Origin of the sequence: Legionella hackeliae (assembly GCF_000953655.1) — a bacterium.
In the GTDB taxonomy this organism is placed as follows: Bacteria; Pseudomonadota; Gammaproteobacteria; order Legionellales; family Legionellaceae; genus Tatlockia; species Tatlockia hackeliae.
On the sequence record NZ_LN681225.1, the window covers coordinates 2086904 to 2112248 of the forward strand.

Genomic DNA, 25345 nt, shown 5'->3' on the forward strand with positions numbered 1-25345 from the left:
GATATGTAATGAAAGGAATCTCTTTATGGGAAATAACCAGTTCTCCTCCAATTGATTACCCCGATCTTTCTGAGAATATTGAGGTTGATGTCGCCATTATTGGGGGTGGAATCACTGGTATTTCCGCAGCAGCAGCCTTATTAAATGCTGGTAAGAAGGTGATAATTTTAGAGGCACATAAAATTGGTGGCATCACTACCAGTCATTCGACAGGTAATCTTTACGTTCCTGTCCAACCTTATTATCAATCGATTGTTTCTAGTTTTGATCTGGCCACCGCTAAACAAATTGCTCAATCTCGTCAATTAGCAATTGATTTAATTGAAAAAAATGTAACAAGCCATAGCATTGATTGTCAATTTCATCGCAGACCTTGGTATGCTTATACCACATCAAAAGATGACGAGCAGAAACTTCAAAAAGAAGTAGAAACCTTAAAGCAAATTGGAATGGATATAGATTATGCCACCAGTTTACCCTTCGATTTAAAATTTACAAAAGCGGCGGTCATGCCAGCTCAAGCACGATTTAATCCACTCCAGTATGTTCGGTCAATGGCGGCTCTCTTAGCCGAAAAAGGCTGTCTCATTTTTGAGAACACTCGAGTGACTGCAATTAAAGAAACTGAGTACTGTACGTTATTCACAGAGAAAGCAGAAATTCATGCAAACAGCGTTTTTATGGCAACTCATACCCCACTCGATATTAATTTAACGCAAATGTTTACCGCCCCCTATCGCAGTTATGTCGTTGGGGCTTATTTGGAAGGTAATAATTATCCTGAAGGACATCTATGGGAACTTAGTACACCTACACGTATTTTCAGTACACATTCCTTAACCAAATCAGAACCTGAAATACTTCTAATTTCCGGAAGCCATCATAAAACAGGACAAGGACAAAACATGAGCTTGCATTTTGCTGACTTGGAAAGTTCTCTTAAAGAACATTTTTCAATATCAGAAATCGCCTATTGTTGGTCTGCGCAACATTTTCAGTCCGCGGATAAAATACCCTATATTGGCCTTGCAAATCGAACCACTAAAAATATTTACATGGCGACAGGCTATTTCGCGGATGGGTTAACTTATGGCACCATGGCAGGTTTACTCGTTGCCAATTTAATCTTGCATAAGACTGATCCTTTTAGTGAGACCTATTTCTCTAATCGTTTCACTCCCCTTTCATCACTAGGTTTTCTAACTAAAGAAAATTTAAATGTATTCGCACAGTATGCTAAAGATCTACCTTTAGGAAATGGCGATAATCTGGAAAACATTCAAAGCGGTGAAGGCAAGATAGTAGAAATTAATCGCGAAAAATGGGCGGTTTGTCGAGATAGTTCAAACCAGTTACACATGGTTTCTGCAGTCTGCACGCATATGAAATGTATAGTGAATTGGAATAACGCTGAACAAACATGGGATTGCCCATGTCATGGCAGTCGCTTTACACCTGAAGGAGAAGTACTTGAGGGACCGGCGACATATAATTTAGAAAGAAAGGAATATCCTAAGGGGAAAAAGGAATAACGGAGAATTGTATGATACTAATTTTGGCCATTATTTTTTTTAGCTTGGCAGCTATACTGGGAATATATCTCTTAAGTTATGTACTAGCCGAGCAGAATACTCCTAAGGGAGTTGCCATTATTCATGGAGCAATGGCTAGTTGTGGTCTTCTTTTAGTAATTATTTATTCATTACTCTATCAGCCGCCCACAGCAAGCCTTATTATCTTTCTTTTAGCTGCTTTAGGTGGGATCTTTATCTTTTATCGAGATATTACCGGTAAAAAAGTTCCTAAATTGTTAGCTATGGGGCACGGCTCTATTGCTGTTATTGGTTTTATCCTTTTAATTTTATTTACATTTTATTATTTTTAGGCGTTGCAACCTCACTATTACAAAGTTATAAGCTCATGGAAATTTCATTATATTCAGTAGAAGAATGTGAAAAAATTGCCAAAAATGCTTCTTTACGTTATGTAAATGATTCACTTTCTGGTATTTCCCGTAAGCGTTCTGGAAAAAATTTTAGTTATTACTATCCGGATGGTACACGCGTTACTGACTTGAAAGAATTAAAACGTATTCAAGAATTGGCAATTCCCCCAGCCTACCATGACGTTTGGATTTGTCCTTTTCCCAATGGTCATATTCAGGCAACGGCAAGGGATGATAGAAATAGAAAACAATATCGCTACCATTCTCTATGGCAAGAGATTCGCCAACAGCAAAAATTCCATATGATGACAAACTTTGGAAAAGCCCTTCCTGCCATTCGCAAACATGTCAATCAAGTACTTAATAAACCTCCAAGTTTGGATAAAACTCAAATTATTTGTGCCATTATTTATCTGCTTGATAAATCTTGTATGCGCATAGGAAATACCGTTTATGCGAAAGAAAATCAATCTTATGGTTTAACAACTTTGCGCAAAAAACACCTCTCCATTACAGAGGATCAAGTTTCTTTAGACTTCGAAGGAAAAAATGCCACGCATTGGCATATCGATTTAAAGGACAGAAAAATTGTTAAAGTGCTTAAAAAATGTGAAGAAATTCCTGGTTATGAAATATTTAAATATATCGATGAAAATAAGAATATTAAAGTAGTAACTTCACAGGAGATCAATGGATACTTGTATGCATTAACCAAAAAACCTTTTACAGCCAAGGATTTTCGTACCTGGATTGCTTGTCGAGAAATACTTTATGGTTTAGTAAAGCTCACAAAGACCGAGAAAAAGCCGACAGCAAAATTACTCAATGAGGCGCTTAAAGAAGTCGCTCAGTTGTTGGGGCACACACCAGCTATCTGCCAACGAAATTATATTCATCCTCAAATACTTCACGACTGGCGACACGGAAAACTCCACCAGTGGGCAACAAAAAATCGGAGGTATATCAATACTTTAGATAAAGATAAGCTCCTGCTATATTGGTTAAAAAAGCATAATAAATTATCTAATGGCCCCTACTGATATGAAATCAAAAAAACAACACAGCTCCCGGTTTATTAACTTCTTTAAAAAACTGGGGCCAGGTCTTATCACAGGGGCGAGTGATGATGATCCATCAGGAATTGCCACTTACTCACAAGCAGGTGCACAATTTGGGCTGGCAACGCTGTGGACTGCCCTAATTACCTTTCCGTTGATGGTATCAATCCAGGAAATGTGTGCTCGAATAGGCATGGTAACGTCAGCAGGATTAACCGCCAATATAAAAAAATATTACCCGCAACCTTTAGTGATATTCGTACTCTTAATAACTGTTCCAGCTATCCTGTTAAATATAGGGGCTGATATTGCAGGTATGGGGGCAGTTGCAAATCTAGTAGTTCCTGTTATTCCTTCCTATGTATTTTCAATTTTTTTCACGATTGTATTAATGCTGGCTATCATTTTTTTATCCTATGGTAAGATTGTTGCGACTTTAAAGTATCTTTGTCTATCACTGTTCCTTTATTTAATCATTCCTTTTATCTCGACACCCAATTGGTTTGAGGTTTTAAAACACACGTTTATTCCAACCGTCCAATTTAATAAACAATTCCTCCAAATCTTAGTAGCCATTCTGGGTACCACTATTTCCCCTTATCTTTTCTTTTGGCAAGCGACCATGGAAGCAGAAAATCATCAAGGCAAATATGTGTTTGTGAGTAGGCACGACATCAAAAATATGAATAAGGATGTTGTTTTTGGTATGTTCAGTTCTAACCTGGTTATGTATTTTATTATCCTGACAACTGGAACTATTTTATTTCCTCAAGGCATCCACCAAATTGAGACAGTAGAACAAGCCGCGAGTGCCTTGAAACCCCTGGTTGGTGAATTCTCTTATTTACTATTCGCACTGGGAGTCATTGGTACTGGCTTTTTAGCTATCCCCGTTTTAACAGGCTGTGTTTCCTATATTCTATCCACAACATTTAATTGGAAAGGTGACCTTGATAAACAATTTTTTAAAGCCAAATGCTTTTATGGGGTAATTATCATTTCTTTAATTATTGGATTGGCTATCAATTTTATAGGCCTAAATCCCCTGGAAGCACTTTTATATACTGCTATCTTGTATGGAATAAGTGCTCCAATACTCATTATTTTCATATTGTTTATATCCAATAATAAAAAAATTATGGGCAAATTTACCAATAGTAAATGGTCTAATATTTTTGGCATCACTACCTTGCTGCTCATGACAACATCAGCAATTACTTTACTCTATCTTCAATTTTTCTAATCATTATTACCAACGACAGGACGTAAAAATGTATAAGGTAAAGGACGTACTAGCCTATTTAAAAGAGCAAGAATTAATATTAACAACTGCTGAATCATGTACTGCAGGAAGAATTATTCATTTACTCGCTAAAATCTCAGGAAGTGGCGAATGTCTTGACGCAGGCTATGTCGTTTATTCTGTGGATGCAAAGAAAAGAATTTTGGATGTCAAACAAAAAACCATTGATAAATATACTTTAACCAGTGAAGAAGTAGCCTACGAAATGGTAGAAGGCGCTTTACGAAACAGTCTAGCCAATGTCGTAGTCGCTACCACTGGCATTGCTGGGCCAGAGCCCATGGATGGTATTCCTGAGGGGACTGTTTGTTATGGCTTTGGATTTAAGCTGCACAAAAAACTTATAGTTTATACTGAAACCAAATACTTTAATGGCAGCCGAGTCCAGGTTTTAACAAAAGCAGCTCAATACGCATTAAGTAGAATCCCGACATTGCATAAAAAGCTAAAAAAAGAACCGCCTACGTCTGAGGGCAGAAACTAATCAAATAATTTACTTGATTAATGTTTTGACTATTCAATTTCTGACAGGTAAACGTACTACTTGCATCATCGTAAGGATAAACATAGGCATTCGAACAAGCTTCTTTTAGCCATTCCAGTTTAGGCTGTGAAACATTGACCCAACTGTCTGTTTTTACTCCACCGCAAGATTGGGTAATAGGAGGTGCAGGGACATTAATACCCAATGTATTCCAATTCACACAACCACAACAAGAACCTGACACAGCACCTGCTGTATAACAAGAGTTCTTAAAGATACCTTTAGAGCAACCATACAACTCGGCCTGTGTATACTGGCTATCAGGCGAAGCAAGATGCGCACTGCAGTTAATATTTATTCGACTATCCTGGAACGTGGAATCTTTAGCGCAAAATGCATCCGCAGTCCAATAGCCCAACGGTGTCCCACAAACATTTTTGAGAACTACTCCACCATTGCCTGGATTAAAAGCAGCCCCGCATTCTCCTTGGGCGCAATTAGTATTTAAACATTGATCTTGTACGGCAGTGTTAGTGTATTTTACCCAACGATATGCTTTGAGGTTTGGTGGATTAAAGCTACTCCAATCACAGGCAGCCGATGATTGAACATTAGTTGTAGCTCCTGGAACACCGCAGCTATAAGGTGATTGACTTCCCCCCCAAGTGCCATTACTAGGGGCCATGCTAATAGCGGTAGAGATACCATTAATTATGGTCACATCATAGGTATCTTTATCTGTATTACCTCGCGCCGTATTGTTATAAACGAGTGGCAATGTGCCTAATAACGTGAATTCAGCGGTTGATACAGGTGCATTAAATCCTGTCCCGGTTTTGCACGCCCCATTATGACCACTGGTTGCACCACCATTGCAATCCCCTGTATCGCAAGATGTGCTTGTGCAATTGGTGCGACCAGCGACTCCTCCACTCCATTGTGCGTCGATACCATTGTTATAAACAGGGAACGTCACCGTAGCACTGCCGCCCCCTTGCGTTAAATTGTAATTCCCGCCGGTAGGCGTTGGATTTTTCCAAAAACAATGCTTAACTCCTGCGCTCACCGGGATACAAACTGAACCAGGGTAACAATCTGAAGAATGGACAGTATCCTTACAGCTCTGAGCATCGCCAGCAATAGCCGGTTTGATACTGTTGGTAGCCCCACCTGAAATTCCTAACCAAACATTGTAATTACAATTATTTTTAAAAATAAATGTCCTGGCTGCAGTAGGAATAGTTGCACCAGTAGCGAAATTAAACATAATGGGGACACTACTCATCGTCGTCCCTCGTCCACTACCATACGTGAATAGTAAATGATAGGCCGCATTAGGTAAGGCAGTATGGCTTGGGTATTGTATACCGGTAACCTGAAGATTAACATTCACCGTACACACACCTCTAGGGCCTTGTGGGGGTAAAATCCCTCTGCAGGTATTGGTTATACTCTTAAGAAGAATCCGTGCATCAGGTTTAGCTGAAGCAAATCCAAATTTGCTTAAGTCTTGTGACCTATTCGCCAAATTACTGACGATAGTATATTGCAACTGCAGAGTTTGATGGTTAGCCCCATAACTGACTATGTATTTTTGGGGATAGGTCGCTATAAACAAGGGCGCTGCTATCGCTGAGGTGCTTATAGAAAGCAAACTAAGAATTAAACTACAAATCGAGATAAAAACGTTCATGCTATTGCTTCCTGTTACACCCATTGATAACTAAGGCCAAGTAACGCTGTATGTAATTTGACATCAACATCTAGGGGCTGTTGAATGACTACATCAGCATCATAAGGACCAGCGTGGATAGTGCCAAAATCAGTAAAATTATACGCCAGTGATAATATCCAGTTAGGTGAGAGCTGCTTTTTAATACCCGCACCCAAAGAATAGACAAGTTGATGATTAGTACGTGTTGAGAAAATTAAATTCCCTTCTGCTACACCGGATTCCCTAGGTAGCTCCCAGTATTGACTGCGAATATTGCTAACGCCAATACCGGCTTCCACATAAGGATGAATTGTCTGCCAGAAAGAAAATAACTCTGCCTGTCCATTTAACAACCAGCGGTTGGTTCTTAGTGACAGGTGATAATCAAAGCTGGCAAATTGAGGTAGTCCATAAAGCCAAACAATACCGTGAGGTTCTGCTTTGAAATGAAAATAGTTAAGCCCGACAATAACATTATTAATCAACCCAAATCCATTTCCCTGATTAAAATCATATTGCCACCCAAGCCCTACCCCGATTGTTCCCTGACTATCATTTCTATTATGCAACGTATCAGTTTCTTCACTCGAAATATGCAAAAGCCCCATGTCGAGATCGGTACTGCTAATACCACCATAAAGAGTCGTTTGTAATGCATAAGCATTGGCTTGCATATTACAGCAAACAAAGCTTGCCAAAATAAATCCAATAGATTTTTTCATTCACATCCCTGTTTGATTTACCTAAACTATGTTACTAAAAATCAGCTTTATTACAATAAGTTATCAAATTCTTTTCCAAAGCCCAATCCCATGTTCAATTTTCATTATACTCGTGTGATTACAAACCTAGACCTGAAAAAGAATTTGTTATTTTCCAACGCAAACGCTAGACTTGCCTACGTAAGTCCCGGTGGCACAGCTGGATAGCGCAGCCCCCTCCTAAGGGGCAGGTCGGCGGTTCGAATCCGCCCTGGGACGCCATATTTATCAATAGGTTACAATTTTTAATTTGAATTTTTAGTTTGATTTTTTACTTCGGGTATAGCCACAGGTATAGCCAAATCAATTGCTACTTATTCCGGTAAGCCAACAAAAGGTATTCACCAACTTCATTTGCTGCACTGTCTTGCAGGGCACTTCCATTAAATTTGGATTCACTACAATTACTGATAAGCACTGAGCGCGCGAGATGGCTACATTCAACCGATTTTTACTATAGAGAAACTCAATATTGCGCGGTAAATCCTCCACACTTGAGGTGACCATGGAAACAAGGACAATAGGCGCTTCTTGTCCTTGAAACTTATCCACCGTACCTACTTGTGCGCCTTCTGGCAAAATAGAGCGTAGATAATTGACCTGCACGTTATAGGGAGTCACAACAAGAATGTCTTTGAAAGTTATTGTTCGTGGCTCTTTACCATCTTCTTTAAACTGCTGTTTAAGTAGCTCCTTATAAAGATGCTTAATGATTACTCCCTCTTCAATACTTTTTTGAGAGCATCCTTCATGGTTAGCATCAATCACATGAATTCCTTCCTCAGGCAAGGCAATTCCATTAAATAGTAAAGATCGATTAGATGTTGATTCGTGCGCGTTAAGTCTACCTTCATAGAAAGCGTTGGAAATGAACTGGCAAACGCTTGGGCGCATTCTTCGGGTATTATCTAAAAATACACCTTGCTCAGGCGGAATAGTCGCATGATCGCCTAGAAGAAAATCGAGAATCGAAAGGCCTGCTTCACCTGGATGAGTGCCTTGTATAGGCTGTCCAAGCTGCATTTGATCACCGATCAATATAATATTCTTGGCAGCTATTCCCATCGCAACAACATTAGCTACGGCAACCTGACCTGCTTCATCGATAAAGAGGTAATCTAGTTGCTCTTTCAAATAGTCATTTGAAAAAAACCATGCTGTACCTGCAACTAGATTTTCATTCAAAGTGAGTGCTTCTGTTTTCTCGATGCTTTTTATACATCGCCCCTCATAGTAAGATTCAACGCTTCCCTTGCTTGCCTTTTTTGCCCCTGCAAATTGAAAGCCTTGCTCTTTGGCAACCGCTTCAATTTTATCTAACAAGTTATGAATGGCTTTATGAGCATTTGCAGCAACGCCTATCTTTTTGCCTCGACGCATAAGCTCAACAATAATGTGACTGCTGGTATAAGTTTTTCCAGCTCCAGGCGGGCCTTGTATGAAAAGATAACTGTTATCCAAATTATTTATTATCTCAAGCGTTTCTTTCTGAAGGTCTGTTGAGGTAATTAAAGATGAACCAGCAGTTTTTCCTCTAATGCGAGGCAATGATTTATTTAAGATTTCTTTGATGGCCTGATAGGAATGAGTATTTCCTTCAATAATGTTATCTGCAACATTGTAAATGGCAGCTCTCATACTTGTAGCATCAAGAGGCCTACCAGGACCAATTGAAAATCGATCTGGCGGTGGTGCCTGTTTTTTGCCTCTCTTAAGCTTAACGACTCCTTCATCTTCATCAATGGCAAAGACTGTTCCAACCGAATCCAAAGTTGAGGTGTCAATTACCCCATCTCCTACTTTCACTTTGTATTCCTGGGCAGGAAAGTGATAGCTATAAACAAATGAACTTTTTTCTTCCTCAGGCTCTCCAAACCGAATCAATCCACCAATACAATCCGTATCATCAATTAACTCATCTTCAAATTTATCCTGACGTTCAAACATAGCCCAATATTGTGGTTTAGCTTCACGGTTATGAAACTCTAATAAATCCAATATCCTCTGTCGTAAAGGGGTATTACCATCATCTGTGTCCACATTCAAAAGAGCATGATATTTTTCATATTCAATTTCCCAATCTTTACGTGCTGATGGCGTTCCCGTATCTTCTTGCTCCTGACACTTAAACCATTCAACCCCTTCCGGTCTTAATGTGATAAGCCAATCACGTAAGCGTGCTGTTGAGATGCAATCTATCTCATTGTAATCAGCTATTTCTTGAAGAAGCGCATCATCACCCGACTCACGCCATTGGTTATAAACCACAATACTATCCATAGCAGTGGCAACGGCATTGTCTCTTTTTTCCATATAAAAAGTTTCAAGGTTTTTGATGGAGTAACCAGGTTCAGAGGTACGGATACTTTCGCGCACAACCTTGTATAAATCGACGAATTTTTTCTGACGCAATAAGGTTGTCTACCTGCTCAGTATAAACCCCATATTGGCAAGCCAATCGCTTTAAAGCAGTGGTTTCATAATGATTGTAATGGTAAATGTGGCCATCTGAATATTGAGTGAGGTGTTGCTCAAGAAATGCCATGAATTGTTCAAAAGCCAATCGCTCTTCTTTATGGTTATGTGCCCAAAATGGAAGAAAGGTTTCTTTTCCCTCATTCAGATAATATATTCCAAACAGGTATTCAAGCCCACCTTGATATAGAGGATCGCCTTCCATATCAAAAAATAGATCGCCCTTACCTGGAAGTGGTAAGCGCTCGAATCCTTTACTAACCATAGACTCAAGAATTTCAAACTTGTTTTGATTCGTATTGCGCTTATATGTTTGCAACATAGCCTGAGAACGAAGCCTTAAGAGTACATCTTGATTTAATTCTTCAATCTTACTGTCAACTGACAAAGCTGCTAAATCAGCTACGGTATTAATACTGGCTTTTAATAGCTTATCAATTTGAGGCCGCTGGATATTGGCAATCAAATTTAAATGATCATCATGTTGCCATTGCTCTGTGCAGCGATCACGCCAGTGGCATAAGAGGCAATGTGCGCAAGGTTCTGGATAAGAGCAGGCGGGCGGATTATTTGCATAGGCTTGAAATCGTTGTTTTGCCTTTTGGTAATAATGAAAAAAATCATCCACTTTAAATTCAACATGCGAACCATCGCCTAAAACTAAATGCATCAGTTTGGGTCGTATTCCCTGTGCTTTCTCAAGGAGATCGCTGTAGACACATAACTGCATGATGTGTTTTGGCTCAGGTGATCGACTTAATTTTGTATCCAGTACTTCATAGCTAAACGCGCCTAATTTGGAGGGAGCATTAGTCTTAATTAGAAAATCGGCATCACCATACCAAGGATAATCAGTAAGCCTTGCTTGATAAATAATCTCAGCCCCAGATTGTAATGCATCAGTAGTTTGGTATGTGCGAACTTCTGGAGGCTGATCTTTAGAGATTTCAAAGATGACTTTAGCATTATCTTTCAGCGATTGAAGGTAATTCTTTTCGTGCTCATACCCCTTGTCCTGGAGTAACTTATTTGAGGTACTATCTTCTGCTGGTTTAATTTCGCCAGCCAGCCATTTTAAATCAAGGTATGTTGCATGATGGCAGCTTAAAAAAACAACCAAATCTGACGCTGAGAAGAGTCTATCTTCTTTAATTTTCTGCATTAAAATACCCCAATGCCTCACTTAAAACATTAGTGGCTATTTCGTCGCCAAAATAAACGGTTATTTTTGAGCCTTCTGTAACTAATCTCCGATTATCTTCTGTTACCAAATAATCGCCTGATTGCGTACAAATAAAGTTACAATCTTCTTCGACCTTCGGCTCAATGTCACCAGGATGCATCGGAGCTGAAACTGTCACGTGCTTATTCCGTGTAACCACATCATGCAGTAATAATAATGACTTGTTATTGCTATTGATGCACAAGTCCCTGGCTTTGGTTTTTTTGCTCTGTGTATCAGCAGATTGGTCTAAATGCTTTTTCCACTCCAATAAATGAAAGATGGAAAATGCGGCATTAAGGGCATGATCCACACTAGAGATTATGTCCATACTATTTTCTGACGTAATTAACCTGTCTATTTCTCTGTGAGCTTTTTTATGTAAACCCATATAAGAAAAGGCGTCAGTCTTTAAATAACTACCCGTCATAAAATCTTCTTTTAGCTCCATGCCATACTCAATGATTCAGCCTGCCTTAAAACCAATTCAACGGCTTCTTCCTGTTTATCAGGGGGATATTTATACTTACGCAAAATACGTTTAACCATCAAGCGCAATTTAGCTCTCACGCTCTCCCGTACAGACCAGTCCACACTGACATTTCTGCGTAGACTCTCAGTAAGTTCATGTGCTATTTTCTTGAGTGTTTCATCGCCTAATTCTCTCACAGATGTTTCGTTATTAGCCAATGCATCATAGAAAGCCAATTCATCCTCATTAAGACCTAATTCTTCGCCACGATTAACTGCTTCTTTGAACTTCTTGGCCATATCACATAGTTCTTCCATCACCTGCGCTGTTTCAATAGCACGGTTTTGATATCGTCTTATGGTATTAACCAACAGGTCCGAGAATTTTTTCTCCTGTATAACGTTCGTTGAAAAACGGGTTCTAATTTCACCTTCAAGCAAACGCTCTAGCAATTCCACTGCTAAGTTTCTCTCGGGTAATTCTCGCACTTCCGCAAGAAACTCTTCATCAAGAATACCGATATTCGGCTTATCCAAACCGACAGCATCGAAGATGTCTACCACCTCATCAGAGACCACTGCAGAACTTATTATTTGCCTTATAGCTAACTCTCGTTCTTCATTGGTACGCTTTTTAGCTGTAAAATCACGTTTAGTCAGGATTACTTTTACCGCCTGCATAAAGGCTACTTCTTCACGAACAGCTCGCGCTTCATCTAAGGTGCAGCAGAGGCTAAAGGCTTTCGACATAGCCAGTGCTGTATCGGCAAAGCGTTTTTTACCATCATCCACACCCAACACATGGTTAGCAGCTTTTGCAAGGAGGCTATGACCACTGGTTAGAAAACTACTGTAATCAAATCCGTATAGTATTGAACGCAGTACATCCAATTTTTCCTCTAATAAGGCATAGGCTTCATAAGCGTCAACAGTTGGTCTGCCGTGACCATTGCTCGCTGTATAATCTTTCAGAGCTTTTTTCAGATCATTGGCAATGCCGATATAATCAACTACCAAACCGCCTTGCTTGTCTCCAAACACACGATTCACCCGGGCAATGGCTTGCATAAGGTTGTGGCCTTTCATTGGCTTATCAATGTATAAGGTATGAGCACAAGGCACATCAAAGCCAGTTAGCCACATATCGCGGACAATGACCAAACGTAACTCATCATCTGGCTTCTTGAAGCGTTTCTCTAGGTCTTTGCGTACTTGTTTAGAATAAACATGAGGACGCAATAAAGCTTTATCGCTAGGAGTACCTGTCATAACGACTTTTACTACTCCTTTAGCTGGATCGCCGCTATGCCATTCTGGGCGTAGCTCAATAATCTCATTATAGAGGTGAACACAAATATCTCTGCTCATACCCACAATCATGGCTTTGCCATTTTGTGCTTTATTCCTCTCTTCAAAGTGATTAATTAAATCGGCAGCTACTTGTTTTATCCGTGGCTCAGCACCGACTACTTTTTCTAAAGCAGCCCAGCGTGATTTCAGTTTGGCTTGCTCGCTATCCTCTTCATCCTCTGCCAGCTCATCAATATCATCATCGAGTCTTGGAATTTGATCTGAATTTAAAGATAACTTGGCAAGCCGTGATTCATAAAAAATGGCAACCGTTGCGCCATCCTCTTTAGCTTGTTGCATGTCATAGATATGGATGTAATCGCCAAACACTGCGCGAGTATCGCGATCTTCGCTTGAAACAGGGGTTCCGGTAAAAGCAACAAAGGTGGCATTGGGCAAAGCATCGCGTAAATGCTGGGCGTATCCCACATTATACTTCTCTTGACCAGATTTACCTTTAAGCTCTGCTGTAAAGCCATATTGAGTCCGATGTGCCTCATCAGCGATGACAACAATATTACGTCTATCCGATAAGACAGGAAAAACATCTTCATCTTCACCCAGCATGAATTTTTGAATAGTGGCAAACACAATTCCACCCGATGGGCGATTGCTTAATTTTGCTCTCAAATCTTGCCGTGATTCAGCTTGAACAGGCTGTTCACGCAGCAAGTCTTGACCAAGAGAAAATACGCCGAATAACTGACCATCTAAATCATTGCGATCAGTAATAACAACAATAGTAGGATTTTCCATCGCCACTTCGCGCATCACTCGTGCTGCGAAGCAAGTCATGGTAATACTTTTACCGCTTCCTTGAGTATGCCAAACAACGCCACCTTTTTTATTGCCATCTGGTCGCGAAGCAGTGATTACTTGTTGGATAGCAGCTCGTACCGCATGGAATTGATGGTATCCAGCAATTTTTTTGACAAGCTCACCATCATCTTCAAACAAGATGAAGAACCGTATGTAATCTAAAAAGTAAACTGGCGAAAGTATGCCTCGGGTCAACGTTTCAAGCTCGCCAAATTGGCCTAATGGATCAAGCGTCACTCCATCAATCGTGCGCCATGACATAAAGCGCTCCATATTGGCAGAAAGTGAGCCCATACGCGCTTCACTCCCGTCTGAAATGATTAAAATTTCGTTGTATTGAAAAATATCTGGAATTTGTTCTTTGTAAGTTTGGATTTGATTAAACGCCTTTCCTATGTCAGCGTTTAAATCAGCCGAATTTTTTAATTCAATTAAAACCAACGGCAACCCGTTAATGAACAAAACGATATCTGGACGCCGAGTGTTTTTTTCACCTTTGATAGAGAACTGATTAACTGCCAGCCACTCGTTATTCGATGGTATTTCAAAGTCAATTAAACGAACAAAATCCCCTCGAGTTTCACCACCTTTCTGATACTCTACAGGAACACCATTTACTAAAAAATGATGGAAGCGGCGATTCGCTGATAACAGAATTGGTGTGTTTAAATCACGTACTTGCTGTAAAGCATCTTCTCGAGCTATTGATGGAATTTCAGGGTTTAGTTGATTGATAGCCCTTTGCAAACGTTCTATTAGCAAAATGTCTTGATAGTTGCTACGTTCTGAAGCCTCGCCATCACAGGCAATGGTTGGACCATAAACATGGGTATAACCAATTTCGGTTAGCCAGGTTAGCATCTCTTGCTCGAGTTTGTCTTCAGTCATCAAGGAGCTCCAATTCATTATTTGGAAGCACATTTTTTAAAGGCAATAGGAAATTAATTTCTTGCTTTTTAAGAAGCTCAAATGCACCATCTTTATAAGGGTTAGCTAAAGTACCATCAAAAAATAGCTGATAAAGGAGTATCCAATGTCTATCCAACTCATATAAATCTTGCTTATCTAATGAATTGCAATATTCTACAATTCTTTCGTTATGATTACCGCCATAATATAAAGCCAGTATAGAAAAAACATCGTTTGTTTTTATCACTTTGTCCAAAGTTTCTTGTGGTATCTCTGCCTTCAACAAACATAAATAAAATATTGCCCAACACATGCCATCTGATCGGTGATTTTTTGCATTCTCTTCGACGATAAGAATCAGCTTGTTGATAATTAAATCGTTACCTAAAAAGGAACTTTGATGTCTAACAATTAATGAATATAAAGCTGGCAATAAGGCTGGTTGATGAAAAGCTAAAGTCAAAACGTAGTTCATCATATCCCTACTAGCTATTTCGCTAAATTTTTTCTTACTAATAACGGCTACTGCATACTTTAATACACTACTTTCCGGATGCGCCTTGGACAATCTTACTGCAAAATCCAAGAAGTGAATGACTTGATAGGAGTTCATATAATCTGCATGAGTGTTCTTTGTATGTAATTCTGTAGTCCAATCATCATTAATAGGAATGGGTAGCTTTGTAATTAATGTTTTCCTAATATTGAGGGTTAACTTATATCTAGCAAGCTCTTTAGATAAAGTACGAATAAATTCTTGAGCTTTTTCTTCGGTTTCACAATAACACGTATAATCATCAACATACCGAATGAAATCAAAGCCAGCGTCACACAGTGCTTTGTCTATACTATCAAGTAAAATTTCTGAAATAATACTGGAAGTTGCAGGACCAATAGCTATGCCCTGGGTTTCATTACGCTTTGTTTGTCTAATTGCATAATCAAAATTATTGTACCAACTATTCTTTGTAATCTTTTTTGCTTCAGATAATCCCACAAGTGCCCATGGTATTGCATGTGAATAAATGCTATGAAAGAAATTAGATATATCAGTGTTCACTCTATAAAACTTTCCAAATGAATTATCGATGGTTTTGCGAAATTTTAAAGAAGGATCATTATATCCATTCATTATTATGATACGTCCATCTTCATGGGACATTGGCTTTATTTGGCTATTTTTGTTGTTGCAAATATAATCAATTCTTTCCCAATTCTCGCAAATAGAAATACAAAGTCTGGAATGAGAAACAGGATGTGGTATGGATAAAATACGATTAATATTATTAAATCGTGTTAGATGATACTCAACCTGATCATAGCCGGGAAAATCTTTCGCTCTTTTACTAGTTGAAGAGAGCAAATCGGCTATGTTTTTTTTAAACATTTCTGTTGAGAAAATTGGGGGCATTTCCTCTTTTAGTCTCTTTTGAAAAGGTAAGTAATTATGACGCAATAAGGCATCCGCAAGAAAATCCTTTTCTATATTAGTCATGCATAATCCCTTAGTACTTTTTCACTTTCAGCCAGAGTTAATTCCCCTGAGATTAAACGTGGCAACAAATTATCTCGTAGCTTAATGAGAATATTAATATGTTCTAAATTATAGGAAATTTTTTTTCTAAGGGGCATTACAGCATTATCAAAAGCTTGAATAATTTCATTTGAGCCCATAGCTATTTTTAATCGATAAACATTATTTCTATTGAGCCCGGGAACAGCTCCATCTGTGTTCATTTCAGTTAAACCCAGCGTTTGAAGGAGGTAATAGCAATAAGTAAGGGGCACTTTTGCTTTTACATAAAATACTGTATCGATTGGAAAGAAAGGCTGATCCTCCCAATATAAGCTCCCTACCGTACCTTTACGGCCTACAATAATTGATGGTTCATTTATTAATGCTTCATTATGATATCCAGTAACTCCACCAGAACCATATACTGGAACTGAACCAAAGATACGGTCTGTTGCTTTTAATGCTTTACCGTAAGCTAATTCTAGCACTTGCTCAATTTTTGCAATCGACCACCCCTTCGGAATTAATCCCAACTCCGACTCCTCAAAACCATCAGGAAAAAGTGCTGCTGTTCCTGCATCCATTCCTTCAGGTTCACGGCCTTCTGCTTTTGCGTGTACGGGGTCGAAATCCATGAACCATGATCTGAAAATAGTTTGGGCAGTATTCTCTAACGTACTATTCATCTCATGTAAAATTTTTATACGCTCTTCAAGAGAGTTTAGTACTTGCACAATAGAGTTTTGTATTACTAAGGATGGGCATGGAACAGAAATTTGTAAAATTCGAAATAAAGCTAATTTTGCTTGCGTTGATCCCACGGATAATTTACGGATTTCCTCTTGTCCGATAGTCGATCGAAGATAATACTCCAAATATTTTTTATTTATTATATTTGAATTAATATTACAAATTTTTGCAGCATTTTCAGTTAAATTTGCACCATCGAGCGAGGGAGGAATAGAGCCAACAAGCCCAATCGTGCCCACAATAGAAATATATAAATCATCAACTGAAATTATATACCTTGATATTTTGTTAAACACGCTTTCTTCTATAAATTGCAATGAGGCAGTATCTATAATCCCATTACTTTTAAAATCTACAATCCGTAAATATGGATGGTCCGTTGTAGTCTCTGAAAATTTTTCCCCTACTGGAAGCCTTTTTCCTCCTTTCACTTCTGCGAAGTCACCTATTTTAAAAGTTGTGTACTTAGTAAATTTTATTCTACTAAAGCTTTTATCAGTCATTGTCTTTTGTCCCTCTAAACTCTGCCTCAATCTCTTCCACAGTAGGCAAGCTAGATTTAAGCTCTTCAGGCAACGATTGAGTAATCTGGTACTCAGATACTCCTATGGGCTTGTTAACATCACTAAGGGCATATTCTACGACCAATTTATCATGGCTTTTGCAGAGCAAGAGGCCAATCGTAGGCTCATCACCTTGCCGTCGTAATTGAGCATCCACAGCTTTGATGTAAAAATTTAACTTACCCACATGCTCAGGTTCAAAGTCTACATTTTTTAATTCGACGACTAGATAACAGTGAAGCCGGGTATGATAGAACAATAAGTCGATAAAAAATTCACGCTCACCAACCTGAAGAGGTACTTGCCTGCCAATGTAGGCAAAACCTGCGCCGAGCTCTAAAAGAAATTGGGTTATGTGCTCAATCAATCCTTGCTCTAGATCTCTTTCATCATAGCCTTTGGTTAGACGTAAGAAATCAAAGACGTAAGGGTCTTTCAAGGTTTGATGCGCTAAATCAGACTGAGGGGATGGGAGGGCTTTAGTGAAATTTGATAGTGCTTTACCTTCACGTTGCCAGAGATTACTTTCAATTTGATGCGTTAAAACACTTCGACTCCAGCCATATTCGATTGTGTTTCTAATGTAATAAAGACCTTCCTCAGCATTTTTGCATTTATTAATAATGACTTGATTATGCCCCCAAGGGATTTGGGTTAATTCGGCAACAGCTTGTTGCCAATTTGCAGAGCTCTCAATCCAGAACTGTACCCACTGGCGAATAAGCCTAAGATTTCGCTCTGAAAATCCTTTCATATCGGGAAATTCGCTCTTTAAATCTTGGCTTAATTGCTTAAGAAGGCCTTCACCCCAAGCAGTGATTTTCTGTTTCTCGATAATATCTGTTCCAAGATCCCAATAGAACATTAATAGCTGTTGGTTAACCGTAACAACCGCTTTAAGCTGGGCTTGCTTTAACTTGGATTTTAAATCAGTAATCCATTTTTTGTACTCAACATTATGAGCTATATTCTTCTCTTCATTCATGATTTAAATCTCAAATCCAAGCTTGGCCAAATTGTTACGAATAACGACATCTAATTCGGCTCCCTTTGCCATTTGCTCACCTAATTTTTCCGTTAGATGCTGCATTTTTTCCATGAAGCTTCCATCATCATCTTCTACTACTTCAGCACCTACATACCGACCTGGTGTTAATACATGCCCATGTTCTGCAATTTCAGCCAAAGTGACGCTACGACAAAAACCTGGAATATCAGCATAATCTGCATTGGTTTCGCCATCCGATCTCCAAGCATGTACAACATCCGCAATTTTCTGGATGTCAGTATCCGTGAGTTCAAGTTGTGAGCGACTAATCATTGTTCCCAGTTTACGAGCATCGATAAATAATACTTCGCCTTTACGGATTGATTTTTGTTTGGCAAGAAACCATAAACAGGCTGGAATTTGGGTGTTAAAGAATAGCTGGCCTGGCAAAGCAATCATGCATTCCACGACATCTGCTTCTACCATTTTGCGGCGAATATCACCTTCACTGTTTTGGCTTGAGCTCATGGAACCATTTGCTAATACGATACCTGCCCGACCATTAGGTTTCAGATGATAGAGCATATGTTGTAGCCAAGCATAGTTTGCATTACCTTGTGGGGGTGTGCCGTATACCCAGCGAGGATCGCTTTCGAGGCTACCATGCCACCAGTCAGAAATATTAAAGGGTGGATTAGCTAAGACAAAGTCAGCACGTAAATCAGGGTGTTGGTTTTTAGTAAAGGAATCGCCAGGCTCTTTGCCAAAGTTAAAATCGATACCACGAATGGCAAGGTTCATTGCAGCTAAGCGCCAGGTTGTAGGGTTTGATTCTTGCCCATAAATAGAGACATCACCTATTTTGCCTCCATGAGCTTCAATGAATTTTTCAGACTGAACAAACATACCACCAGAACCACAGCATGGGTCGTATACTTTGCCTTCATGAGGCGCTAAAACAGCAACCAAGGTTCGTACTATGCTTGCAGGGGTGTAGAACTGTCCGCCTTTTTTACCTTCAGCGCTGGCAAACTGACCTAGAAAATATTCATACACTTGACCAAGTAAATCCTTTGCATTTTGGTTAGCTGCGCCAAAGCCAATGGAAGAGATGACATCAACTAATTCTCCTAACTTGCCATCGGGCAATTGCGCACGAGCATAGCGTTTATCCAATATCCCTTTAAGCTTCGGATTATCTGCCTCTATCAATGACAGCGCATCATCAATTAACTTGCCAATATCGGCCTGTTTGGCTCGTGCACGAATACTTTCCCAACGAGCTGCTGCTGGAACCCAGAAGGCATTCACTACTTTGTAATAGTCGCGATCTTCTAATTCTTCGGCAAGCATTTCTGCATCAGCATCTGGAAGAAAATATTCATCGCTCGAATCCATGAAGCGTTTCTTTAACTCTTGACGGCGCATTTCAAAAGCATCGGAGATGTACTTTAAAAAAATTAACCCCAACACTATATGCTTATATTCGGCTGCATCCATATTTGCACGGAGTTTGTCAGCGGTAGACCATAGCTTTTTTTGGATATCTTCTAACATAAAAATCTCTATTCTGTTTCGGTAGATTGTTCTGCTGCATTTCCAGAAATGACCCATGCATCAATTTCACTGGATTTAAAGCGCCATTGTTTACCCACTCGATGCGCTGGAATTTTTCCCTTTTCAAGCCAGCGATAGATGGTTACCGATGAAACATCCAGGTATTCAGCAACGCCTTCTACTGAAATCCATTTATCTATTGTTGTCTCCAAGATAGACCTCTCATCAGTCAAAAAATAATAGTAATGATTATCAAAGATAAAGAATGAAAGTTCAAGATACATGAAATATATTGTTGATAAATTTTGGAACACTTATAATTTTGACTGGCAGAGATGTTGAGAAAGTTATATGCCACCGGATGACCCCTACGACCCCAAAAACCCGGCTACCTCCACCCACCATCGTTCAAATTTCGAAACTGAATCTCAATCAATGATTGAAAACCTGCAGAACATGTTCAATTTAATAGAAGATGATCAATATTATTTTTGAGCATCTTCTGAGTTTTTGATCACCTTCAACCTATATCTTCATCTTCAGTGACAGTGTTTGGTAATGTCCAGAGCCATTGCTGATCTTCACTACCAAAATATCCACCTGCTTTGACTGACTGAATCTGCAAATTAGATTTGGCACGCCTCATCGTTGAATGCGAATGGCCAGCATGTAGATATTGCGCTTCGATATCCGCCTGCGGTAATGGTCCATTCATTAGCAATTCTGATAAAAACTTAATTGCTTTTTCCAATGCCCCTTGACGCTTACCTTCATTTGTCTTTTCAGCAGATGCAAGCCAATCTCGGGCAGAGCCTTCGACAAACTGCTTCCATTTGATAAATGATCCACATACCCCTGGATGGCATGCCAGCTCGTTTTGCTGTAACTGATAAACAAATCCGCCTTCGTCTGGGCCAATATTGGACTTGGCACGCATTAATAACCAAGTCATTTCGTCTTCGTCATCTTCTTTGGGTAACTTAGCAACTACAAGAACCACACGTGCTAACGCTCCGAAAGCTAAACTGCCAGTTAATCGTTCAATCGGATTCCGCCCATGTGTTGCTTTGGAAAAATGAGTGATGCCCAATAAGGCACAGCCTAATTTTCCAGCCAAATCAACTAAAGGCTGTAAGCTTCGTCTGACTTCTGCATTTTTATGGCTGTCACCTGTAACAGCAGAGACAATAGTGTCAATTATTAACAAACGAACATTGCCAATTTCTTCAAGCTTCTTTAATAGTGGTTCCATATCAATGGCAGGATCAAAAGATCGATTCTTTTTGTCTTCCTGAACACCAGCAATAAAATATATGTTATCCATATTTGCACCTGCTTGAAGCAGGCGAGGGATTAACGTATCTTTGGGGTCATCTTCACCGCTCCATATCACCACATTGCCGCAACTTGCAGGTGAATCATCAGGCCAACATCTGCCAGAAGATAGGACTGCTGCAAAATCTAAAGCTATGGTCGTTTTACCAGTACCTGGCGTACCTCCAAGCACATGCAACTTACCAGCAGCGAGCCAATCTCTCCAAAGCCAAGCGACAGGCTCAGGTTTGATACTTGATGCTCTTACTAACGCCACATGTACCCCTTTGCCTTTAGAAATTGTACCCTCAGTCATCAATTCCATTTACAATTTCCTTGTTCTATAAGTCTTCTTATATCCTCCACACGCCACATAGTCAGGCGAGAACCAAATCGTACAGGTTGTGGAAATCGACCGTCCTTAACTCCTTTCCACCATGTTGATTTACTAACATCAATTAGCTGAAGAATATGTTTAAGACGAATGCAGCCTTTTTCGGGAAGTTGATACATGTTATCTCTACCTATGTTTGTTTAAGACTCATGTAGTCTCACAAGGTATGACAGACCAAAACAGTTGAAACGGTTATAGGGGTTTTGGTAAAAAGAGGCATGATGTTTTTAAATTTCCATATAAACACTGGATGAAAACCTTATGAGGGTTTTTCTAATTTATTTTAGGTCTACCACCGCTTTTACTGCAATCAGGGTTAATAATCGCAATGATTCTTATGATTGCTGTTTCAGATAGATTGGGATAATTTGACTTCAAGTAATTCCGCGCCTGCTTTTTAAAATCTTTTGAAGCTACTTTCTGATTAATAAGGGCTCGTTGCGCCATATTGGCAATATCTAATTCCGATGCATAATGTTCATCACCTGGCATTAATACCTCTTTATCTAAGGGATGAACCTCTTCCAAATGGCTGCTATTCGTCCATAAGTCACTGAAATTGCAAAATTGACTATGAGCCGTGTTACCCACTTTGCCATTAAAAATGGTCATCTGGAAATCTTCTAAATAAATTCGCGCCTTCTCAGGATGCGCACTCTGGATCTGCTGCAGTTGCCCCACCGTAAGCAATTGAAACTGGCTGCTTTTAATATTCATAATAAAAAAGGGGATATTACCTTTGATCCCATCACTCAACAGTTGGCGTCTGTTTTCTTCATCAACCTTTAATAGCTGAGTTAAATTTTGATCTACTACTACCGTATTATTCATACCGCTTCCTTTCGCGAAACTATTTTAGAAAATAAAACCAAGTTGTTGGGATCATTAGCTACCATGTGTTCAACTAATTCACCCCATTTAAGCCAAGCCTCCTTTTGCTCATCAGCATAAATAGCACGTTGATAAGTAGCGACTAATTTATTTGCTGGCTGATGGTTTAACATACGCTCAATAACATGAGGATCAGTCTTCAAATACTCACCCCATGCTGTCGCAGCAGAACGTCTTAAATCATGGATAGTAAACGGCTGCATTTGCTCTAAAGGTGCATTATTTACTGTTTTTTTCTTAGTTCCCTTAACAACACCTCTTAGCCGAGCAATCACTCCTGTTAAAGAATCCTCATGAATATGCCCATGCTCTAAATAACGTCCTGTATCGAAAACAAAAAGAGAATGCCCAGAAATAGGCTTTAAAGCCTCCAGAATAGCTATTGCAAGCTCAGATAAATACATTGCATGTGCTTGACGGTTTTTACTTCTCTCTGCAGGCAAAATCCACTCCGCAGTTTCAAAGTTTAGTTCTGACCATTTCATCCCAGCCACTTCTGAACGACGAGCACCTGTTAATATGAGTAGTTTTATCGCACTGGTGGTTATCAGAGACATTTTGGAAATATTGTTGTTAGATGCCAGATCATTGGCCTGCTCAAGCGCCTTCCACAATTCACGTAGTTCTGGCAGTGCTAAAACTCGATCACGAGGCTTCGCAGCAGTCACAAAAAAATCCTTTGGCTTTAACATCCTGGCAGGGTTAGATTCAACTAAATGGCGAGTTAAGCCATAGTCCAGCATTAGATTCAGGGTTGTCAGTGCTTTTCTTGTTTCTTCTTTTATTCCCTTGCGAACCATTGCATCTAAAGCACTTGATAAATGAGCACGAGTGATATCTCGTGCCAGGATGTTCCCCAAACAAGCTTTTAAATGCAATCGCCAACGATCTTCGTGCCGCTTTATCCATACAGCAGTTACATTACTGCTGATTTTTATAAACTCTATCCACGAATTGAATAAGGCTTGCATCGTAACGGCTTGGGTATTTTCTGCTTTTGTTGCAGCCCTTGCATTTCTAGGATCAATCCCATCGGCAACCAAGCGTCTTAATTCTTTTAATTTCTCACGAGCTTCTTTAAGGGAAACATCTTTTAGAGAACCAATAGTCATCTGCAGCCATTGTCTATCACTGCCTAATCGATAACAAAACAACCAACTTTTAGCACCGCTTGGTCTGACTCTTAGAAATAACCCGTCACCATCAGCTTCTCGCCGTTCTTTGCCTTCTGCTGCTAAATGCTCAACCTGCTTTGCAGTCAATTTTCCCATTAATTACCTCATGATTTTTGGTATAGCCACGGGTATAGCCAAACTATCGGATTTTGGCGCATTTTATCGGACAACATGAGACTTGGCAATGAGGAAAAAGCTTTTATATACAAGGACTATTGGATTTAACGACACAATATGAGATTATACCTTTTGCGCCTCCTAAGGGGCAGGTCGGAGGTTCGAATCCTCTCCGGGACGCCAATTAAATCAATCGGATAAAAGTTTTCAGAAGTTAAATTGAAAAATTAAGCAAGCGTAGCCTGGTTGACGCTCTGCGACAACCAGGTCTTCATTTGATTGGTGACTTATTGATATCCTCGGTTGCCCCTACGCGTCAACCAGACTACCTTTAGATATAATCAAATAGCGATAAACCCTGGATTTTTGCGAAGCTTTGTTGAGCTGCTTGTAGATACACTTGTTGGAGCTCGAGTTTTACAGCGACTTCGGCAAGATTGATATCTTCCAGGGAGGATAGTGTTTCCTGGCTTGTTTGTAAGACATCACCATTGACTTGCTCTGCCACATCAAGCTGATTTAAACGCGCACCTACTTGAGCCTGAAAGGCCAACAGGTTATCAAGAGCGGAATCTAATTGATCCAGTAACTGGTGATTTTCTGTCTCGACTACTGCTTTATCAGCTGCTGTTAAGAATGAACGATTTAAATTCACGACCATTCTGTCTACTGTTGAAAAAAGGGATTCATTTTGCGATGGTCGGATACTAAATGAATCGCCAACACCAGGTTGACCGGTCACTGTAACCTGAATGCCATTAAACGTTACTGCAGCACCTTCTTGATATAACGGAGCATCATCAGGAAGGCCTGTTGGCGGAATAACCGGCCCACTATTCAAGCCACTCACCATAACCACTAGCTGGTTAGATGTATTTAAAACAAATTGCAGGGTGTAATCATCAGGAACATAGGCAGCAATATCCACGACTGTGCCTGAATTAACAGCCCCACTCCCTGTATTCGGTGTTGCAGGTTGGCTTACAGTAAAATAACCATTGCCATTTGGGATTCGCATAAATAAGTCAGAGCCATTATCATTAACAGCGACATTCAACCCACCACTAATTGATTGAAATCGTTGCGTTTCATCCCCATTGTAGACGAATTGACCACTTGCATCTCGAGTGATTGCTTGTGTGGATGTTTTTGCACCACTAAATAGATAATAACCATTACTATCTTGAGTATTAGCCAGTCCCTGCAATTGTTCTAATAAACTTTGTGCTTCCTCACTTAGCGCTTTACGATCGGCCTCTGAAAGCGATGTATTTCCAGCCTGTACTTGTATCTCGCGAACTCGTTGAAGTACATTGATAACGTTGCTCATGGTACTTTCTTCATAACTTAGAGCACTTAGAGCAGCATCACGATTTTGCTGCAGGCGATCTGTGCTATTAATGCGTTGTTTCATCAAATCAATTTTTGCAGCCGTAATAGGATCATCTGATGGAGATTGCAATTTCTTTTGTGATGACAATTGTTGTTGTAGTTTTAGAGTTTCAACTTGCTGAGCCAACATGTTATTCAGGCCTCGCATATACACTTGATTCGTTGAAATACGCATAA

Annotated in this window: 21 protein-coding genes and 1 tRNA gene; 6 read left to right on the top strand and 16 right to left on the bottom strand. The window is 39.7% G+C overall.

Annotated features, from left to right (window positions below; all coding sequences use genetic code 11):
• Window positions 1-8 precede the first annotated feature (8 nt).
• The 5 genes from LHA_RS09310 to LHA_RS09330 are packed head-to-tail and all read left to right on the top strand — an operon-like array spanning window position 9 to window position 4790.
• The gene (locus LHA_RS09310) at window positions 9-1532 is read left to right on the top strand and encodes an FAD-dependent oxidoreductase (protein ID WP_045106299.1); all 1524 of its coding nucleotides are present in this window, start codon (window positions 9-11) and stop codon (window positions 1530-1532) included.
• A gap of 11 nt (window positions 1533-1543) precedes the next feature.
• Window positions 1544-1885 (top strand): hypothetical protein, encoded by a 342-nt coding sequence (locus LHA_RS09315; RefSeq protein WP_197541138.1) that lies wholly within the window; start codon window positions 1544-1546, stop codon window positions 1883-1885.
• Between the two features lie 35 nt (window positions 1886-1920).
• Window positions 1921-2985 (top strand): DNA topoisomerase IB, encoded by a 1065-nt coding sequence (locus LHA_RS09320; protein ID WP_082060325.1) that lies wholly within the window; start codon window positions 1921-1923, stop codon window positions 2983-2985.
• 1 nt (window position 2986) lies between these two features.
• Entirely contained in the window at window positions 2987-4246 is a 1260-nt protein-coding gene (locus LHA_RS09325; protein WP_045106300.1) for an NRAMP family divalent metal transporter, read from the top strand.
• A gap of 28 nt (window positions 4247-4274) precedes the next feature.
• On the top strand, window positions 4275-4790 hold the full coding sequence (locus LHA_RS09330) for a CinA family protein (protein WP_045106301.1): 516 nt from the start codon (window positions 4275-4277) through the stop codon (window positions 4788-4790).
• On the opposite strand, the gene LHA_RS09335 is transcribed toward LHA_RS09330, so the two are convergent.
• Together LHA_RS09335 and LHA_RS09340 are read right to left on the bottom strand one after the other, a co-directional pair.
• Window positions 4768-6483, bottom strand: coding sequence for a thaumatin family protein (locus LHA_RS09335; RefSeq protein ID WP_045106302.1), 1716 nt, complete (start codon window positions 6481-6483; stop codon window positions 4768-4770). The genes LHA_RS09330 and LHA_RS09335 overlap by 23 nt on opposite strands.
• A gap of 14 nt (window positions 6484-6497) precedes the next feature.
• Window positions 6498-7226: an outer membrane protein gene (locus tag LHA_RS09340; protein ID WP_045106303.1), complete on the bottom strand. Its 729-nt coding sequence runs from the start codon at window positions 7224-7226 to the stop codon at window positions 6498-6500.
• Between the two features lie 184 nt (window positions 7227-7410).
• On the opposite strand from LHA_RS09340, the gene LHA_RS09345 reads away from it, so the two are divergent.
• Window positions 7411-7487: transfer RNA gene (locus LHA_RS09345), tRNA-Arg, on the top strand.
• Between the two features lie 81 nt (window positions 7488-7568).
• Here the strand turns inward: LHA_RS09345 and LHA_RS17525 are convergent.
• The 14 genes from LHA_RS17525 to flgL form a co-directional block, all read right to left on the bottom strand.
• Window positions 7569-9641: a DEAD/DEAH box helicase gene (locus LHA_RS17525; protein ID WP_269447697.1), complete on the bottom strand. Its 2073-nt coding sequence runs from the start codon at window positions 9639-9641 to the stop codon at window positions 7569-7571.
• The gene (locus tag LHA_RS17150) at window positions 9616-10902 is read right to left on the bottom strand and encodes a TM0106 family RecB-like putative nuclease (RefSeq protein WP_197541140.1); all 1287 of its coding nucleotides are present in this window, start codon (window positions 10900-10902) and stop codon (window positions 9616-9618) included. The genes LHA_RS17525 and LHA_RS17150 overlap by 26 nt, the downstream gene beginning before the upstream one ends.
• Window positions 10889-11413 carry a hypothetical protein gene (locus tag LHA_RS09355; protein ID WP_045106304.1) on the bottom strand — a complete coding sequence of 175 codons (525 nt, stop codon included), beginning with the start codon at window positions 11411-11413 and terminating at the stop codon, window positions 10889-10891. The genes LHA_RS17150 and LHA_RS09355 overlap by 14 nt, the downstream gene beginning before the upstream one ends.
• A complete protein-coding gene (locus tag LHA_RS09360) occupies window positions 11404-14490 on the bottom strand; it encodes a type I restriction endonuclease subunit R (protein WP_045106305.1) in 3087 nt (1028 codons plus the stop codon). The genes LHA_RS09355 and LHA_RS09360 overlap by 10 nt, the downstream gene beginning before the upstream one ends.
• On the bottom strand, window positions 14483-16006 hold the full coding sequence (gene drt4 / locus LHA_RS09365; protein WP_045106306.1) for an antiviral reverse transcriptase Drt4: 1524 nt from the start codon (window positions 16004-16006) through the stop codon (window positions 14483-14485). Before drt4 ends, LHA_RS09360 begins: the two co-directional genes overlap by 8 nt.
• A complete protein-coding gene (locus LHA_RS16790; RefSeq protein ID WP_052673665.1) occupies window positions 16003-17280 on the bottom strand; it encodes a restriction endonuclease subunit S in 1278 nt (425 codons plus the stop codon). The genes drt4 and LHA_RS16790 overlap by 4 nt, the downstream gene beginning before the upstream one ends.
• A complete protein-coding gene (locus LHA_RS09375; protein WP_045106307.1) occupies window positions 17273-18325 on the bottom strand; it encodes a PDDEXK nuclease domain-containing protein in 1053 nt (350 codons plus the stop codon). The genes LHA_RS16790 and LHA_RS09375 overlap by 8 nt, the downstream gene beginning before the upstream one ends.
• Before the next feature lie 3 nt (window positions 18326-18328).
• Complete coding sequence (locus LHA_RS09380) at window positions 18329-19885, bottom strand: class I SAM-dependent DNA methyltransferase (protein ID WP_045106308.1); 1557 nt, start codon at window positions 19883-19885, stop codon at window positions 18329-18331.
• A gap of 8 nt (window positions 19886-19893) precedes the next feature.
• Window positions 19894-20169 (bottom strand): helix-turn-helix domain-containing protein, encoded by a 276-nt coding sequence (locus LHA_RS09385; RefSeq protein ID WP_331709207.1) that lies wholly within the window; start codon window positions 20167-20169, stop codon window positions 19894-19896.
• 236 nt (window positions 20170-20405) lie between these two features.
• Complete coding sequence (locus LHA_RS09390) at window positions 20406-21524, bottom strand: AAA family ATPase (RefSeq protein ID WP_045106309.1); 1119 nt, start codon at window positions 21522-21524, stop codon at window positions 20406-20408.
• A complete protein-coding gene (locus tag LHA_RS09395; RefSeq protein ID WP_045106310.1) occupies window positions 21515-21712 on the bottom strand; it encodes a helix-turn-helix transcriptional regulator in 198 nt (65 codons plus the stop codon). Before LHA_RS09395 ends, LHA_RS09390 begins: the two co-directional genes overlap by 10 nt.
• A 154-nt stretch (window positions 21713-21866) precedes the next feature.
• The gene (locus tag LHA_RS09400) at window positions 21867-22424 is read right to left on the bottom strand and encodes a hypothetical protein (RefSeq protein WP_045106311.1); all 558 of its coding nucleotides are present in this window, start codon (window positions 22422-22424) and stop codon (window positions 21867-21869) included.
• The gene (locus tag LHA_RS09405; RefSeq protein ID WP_052673666.1) at window positions 22421-23755 is read right to left on the bottom strand and encodes a tyrosine-type recombinase/integrase; all 1335 of its coding nucleotides are present in this window, start codon (window positions 23753-23755) and stop codon (window positions 22421-22423) included. Before LHA_RS09405 ends, LHA_RS09400 begins: the two co-directional genes overlap by 4 nt.
• 352 nt (window positions 23756-24107) lie before the next feature.
• Complete coding sequence (flgL, locus tag LHA_RS09410) at window positions 24108-25343, bottom strand: flagellar hook-associated protein FlgL (protein WP_045106312.1); 1236 nt, start codon at window positions 25341-25343, stop codon at window positions 24108-24110.
• Window positions 25344-25345: the final 2 nt, after the last annotated feature.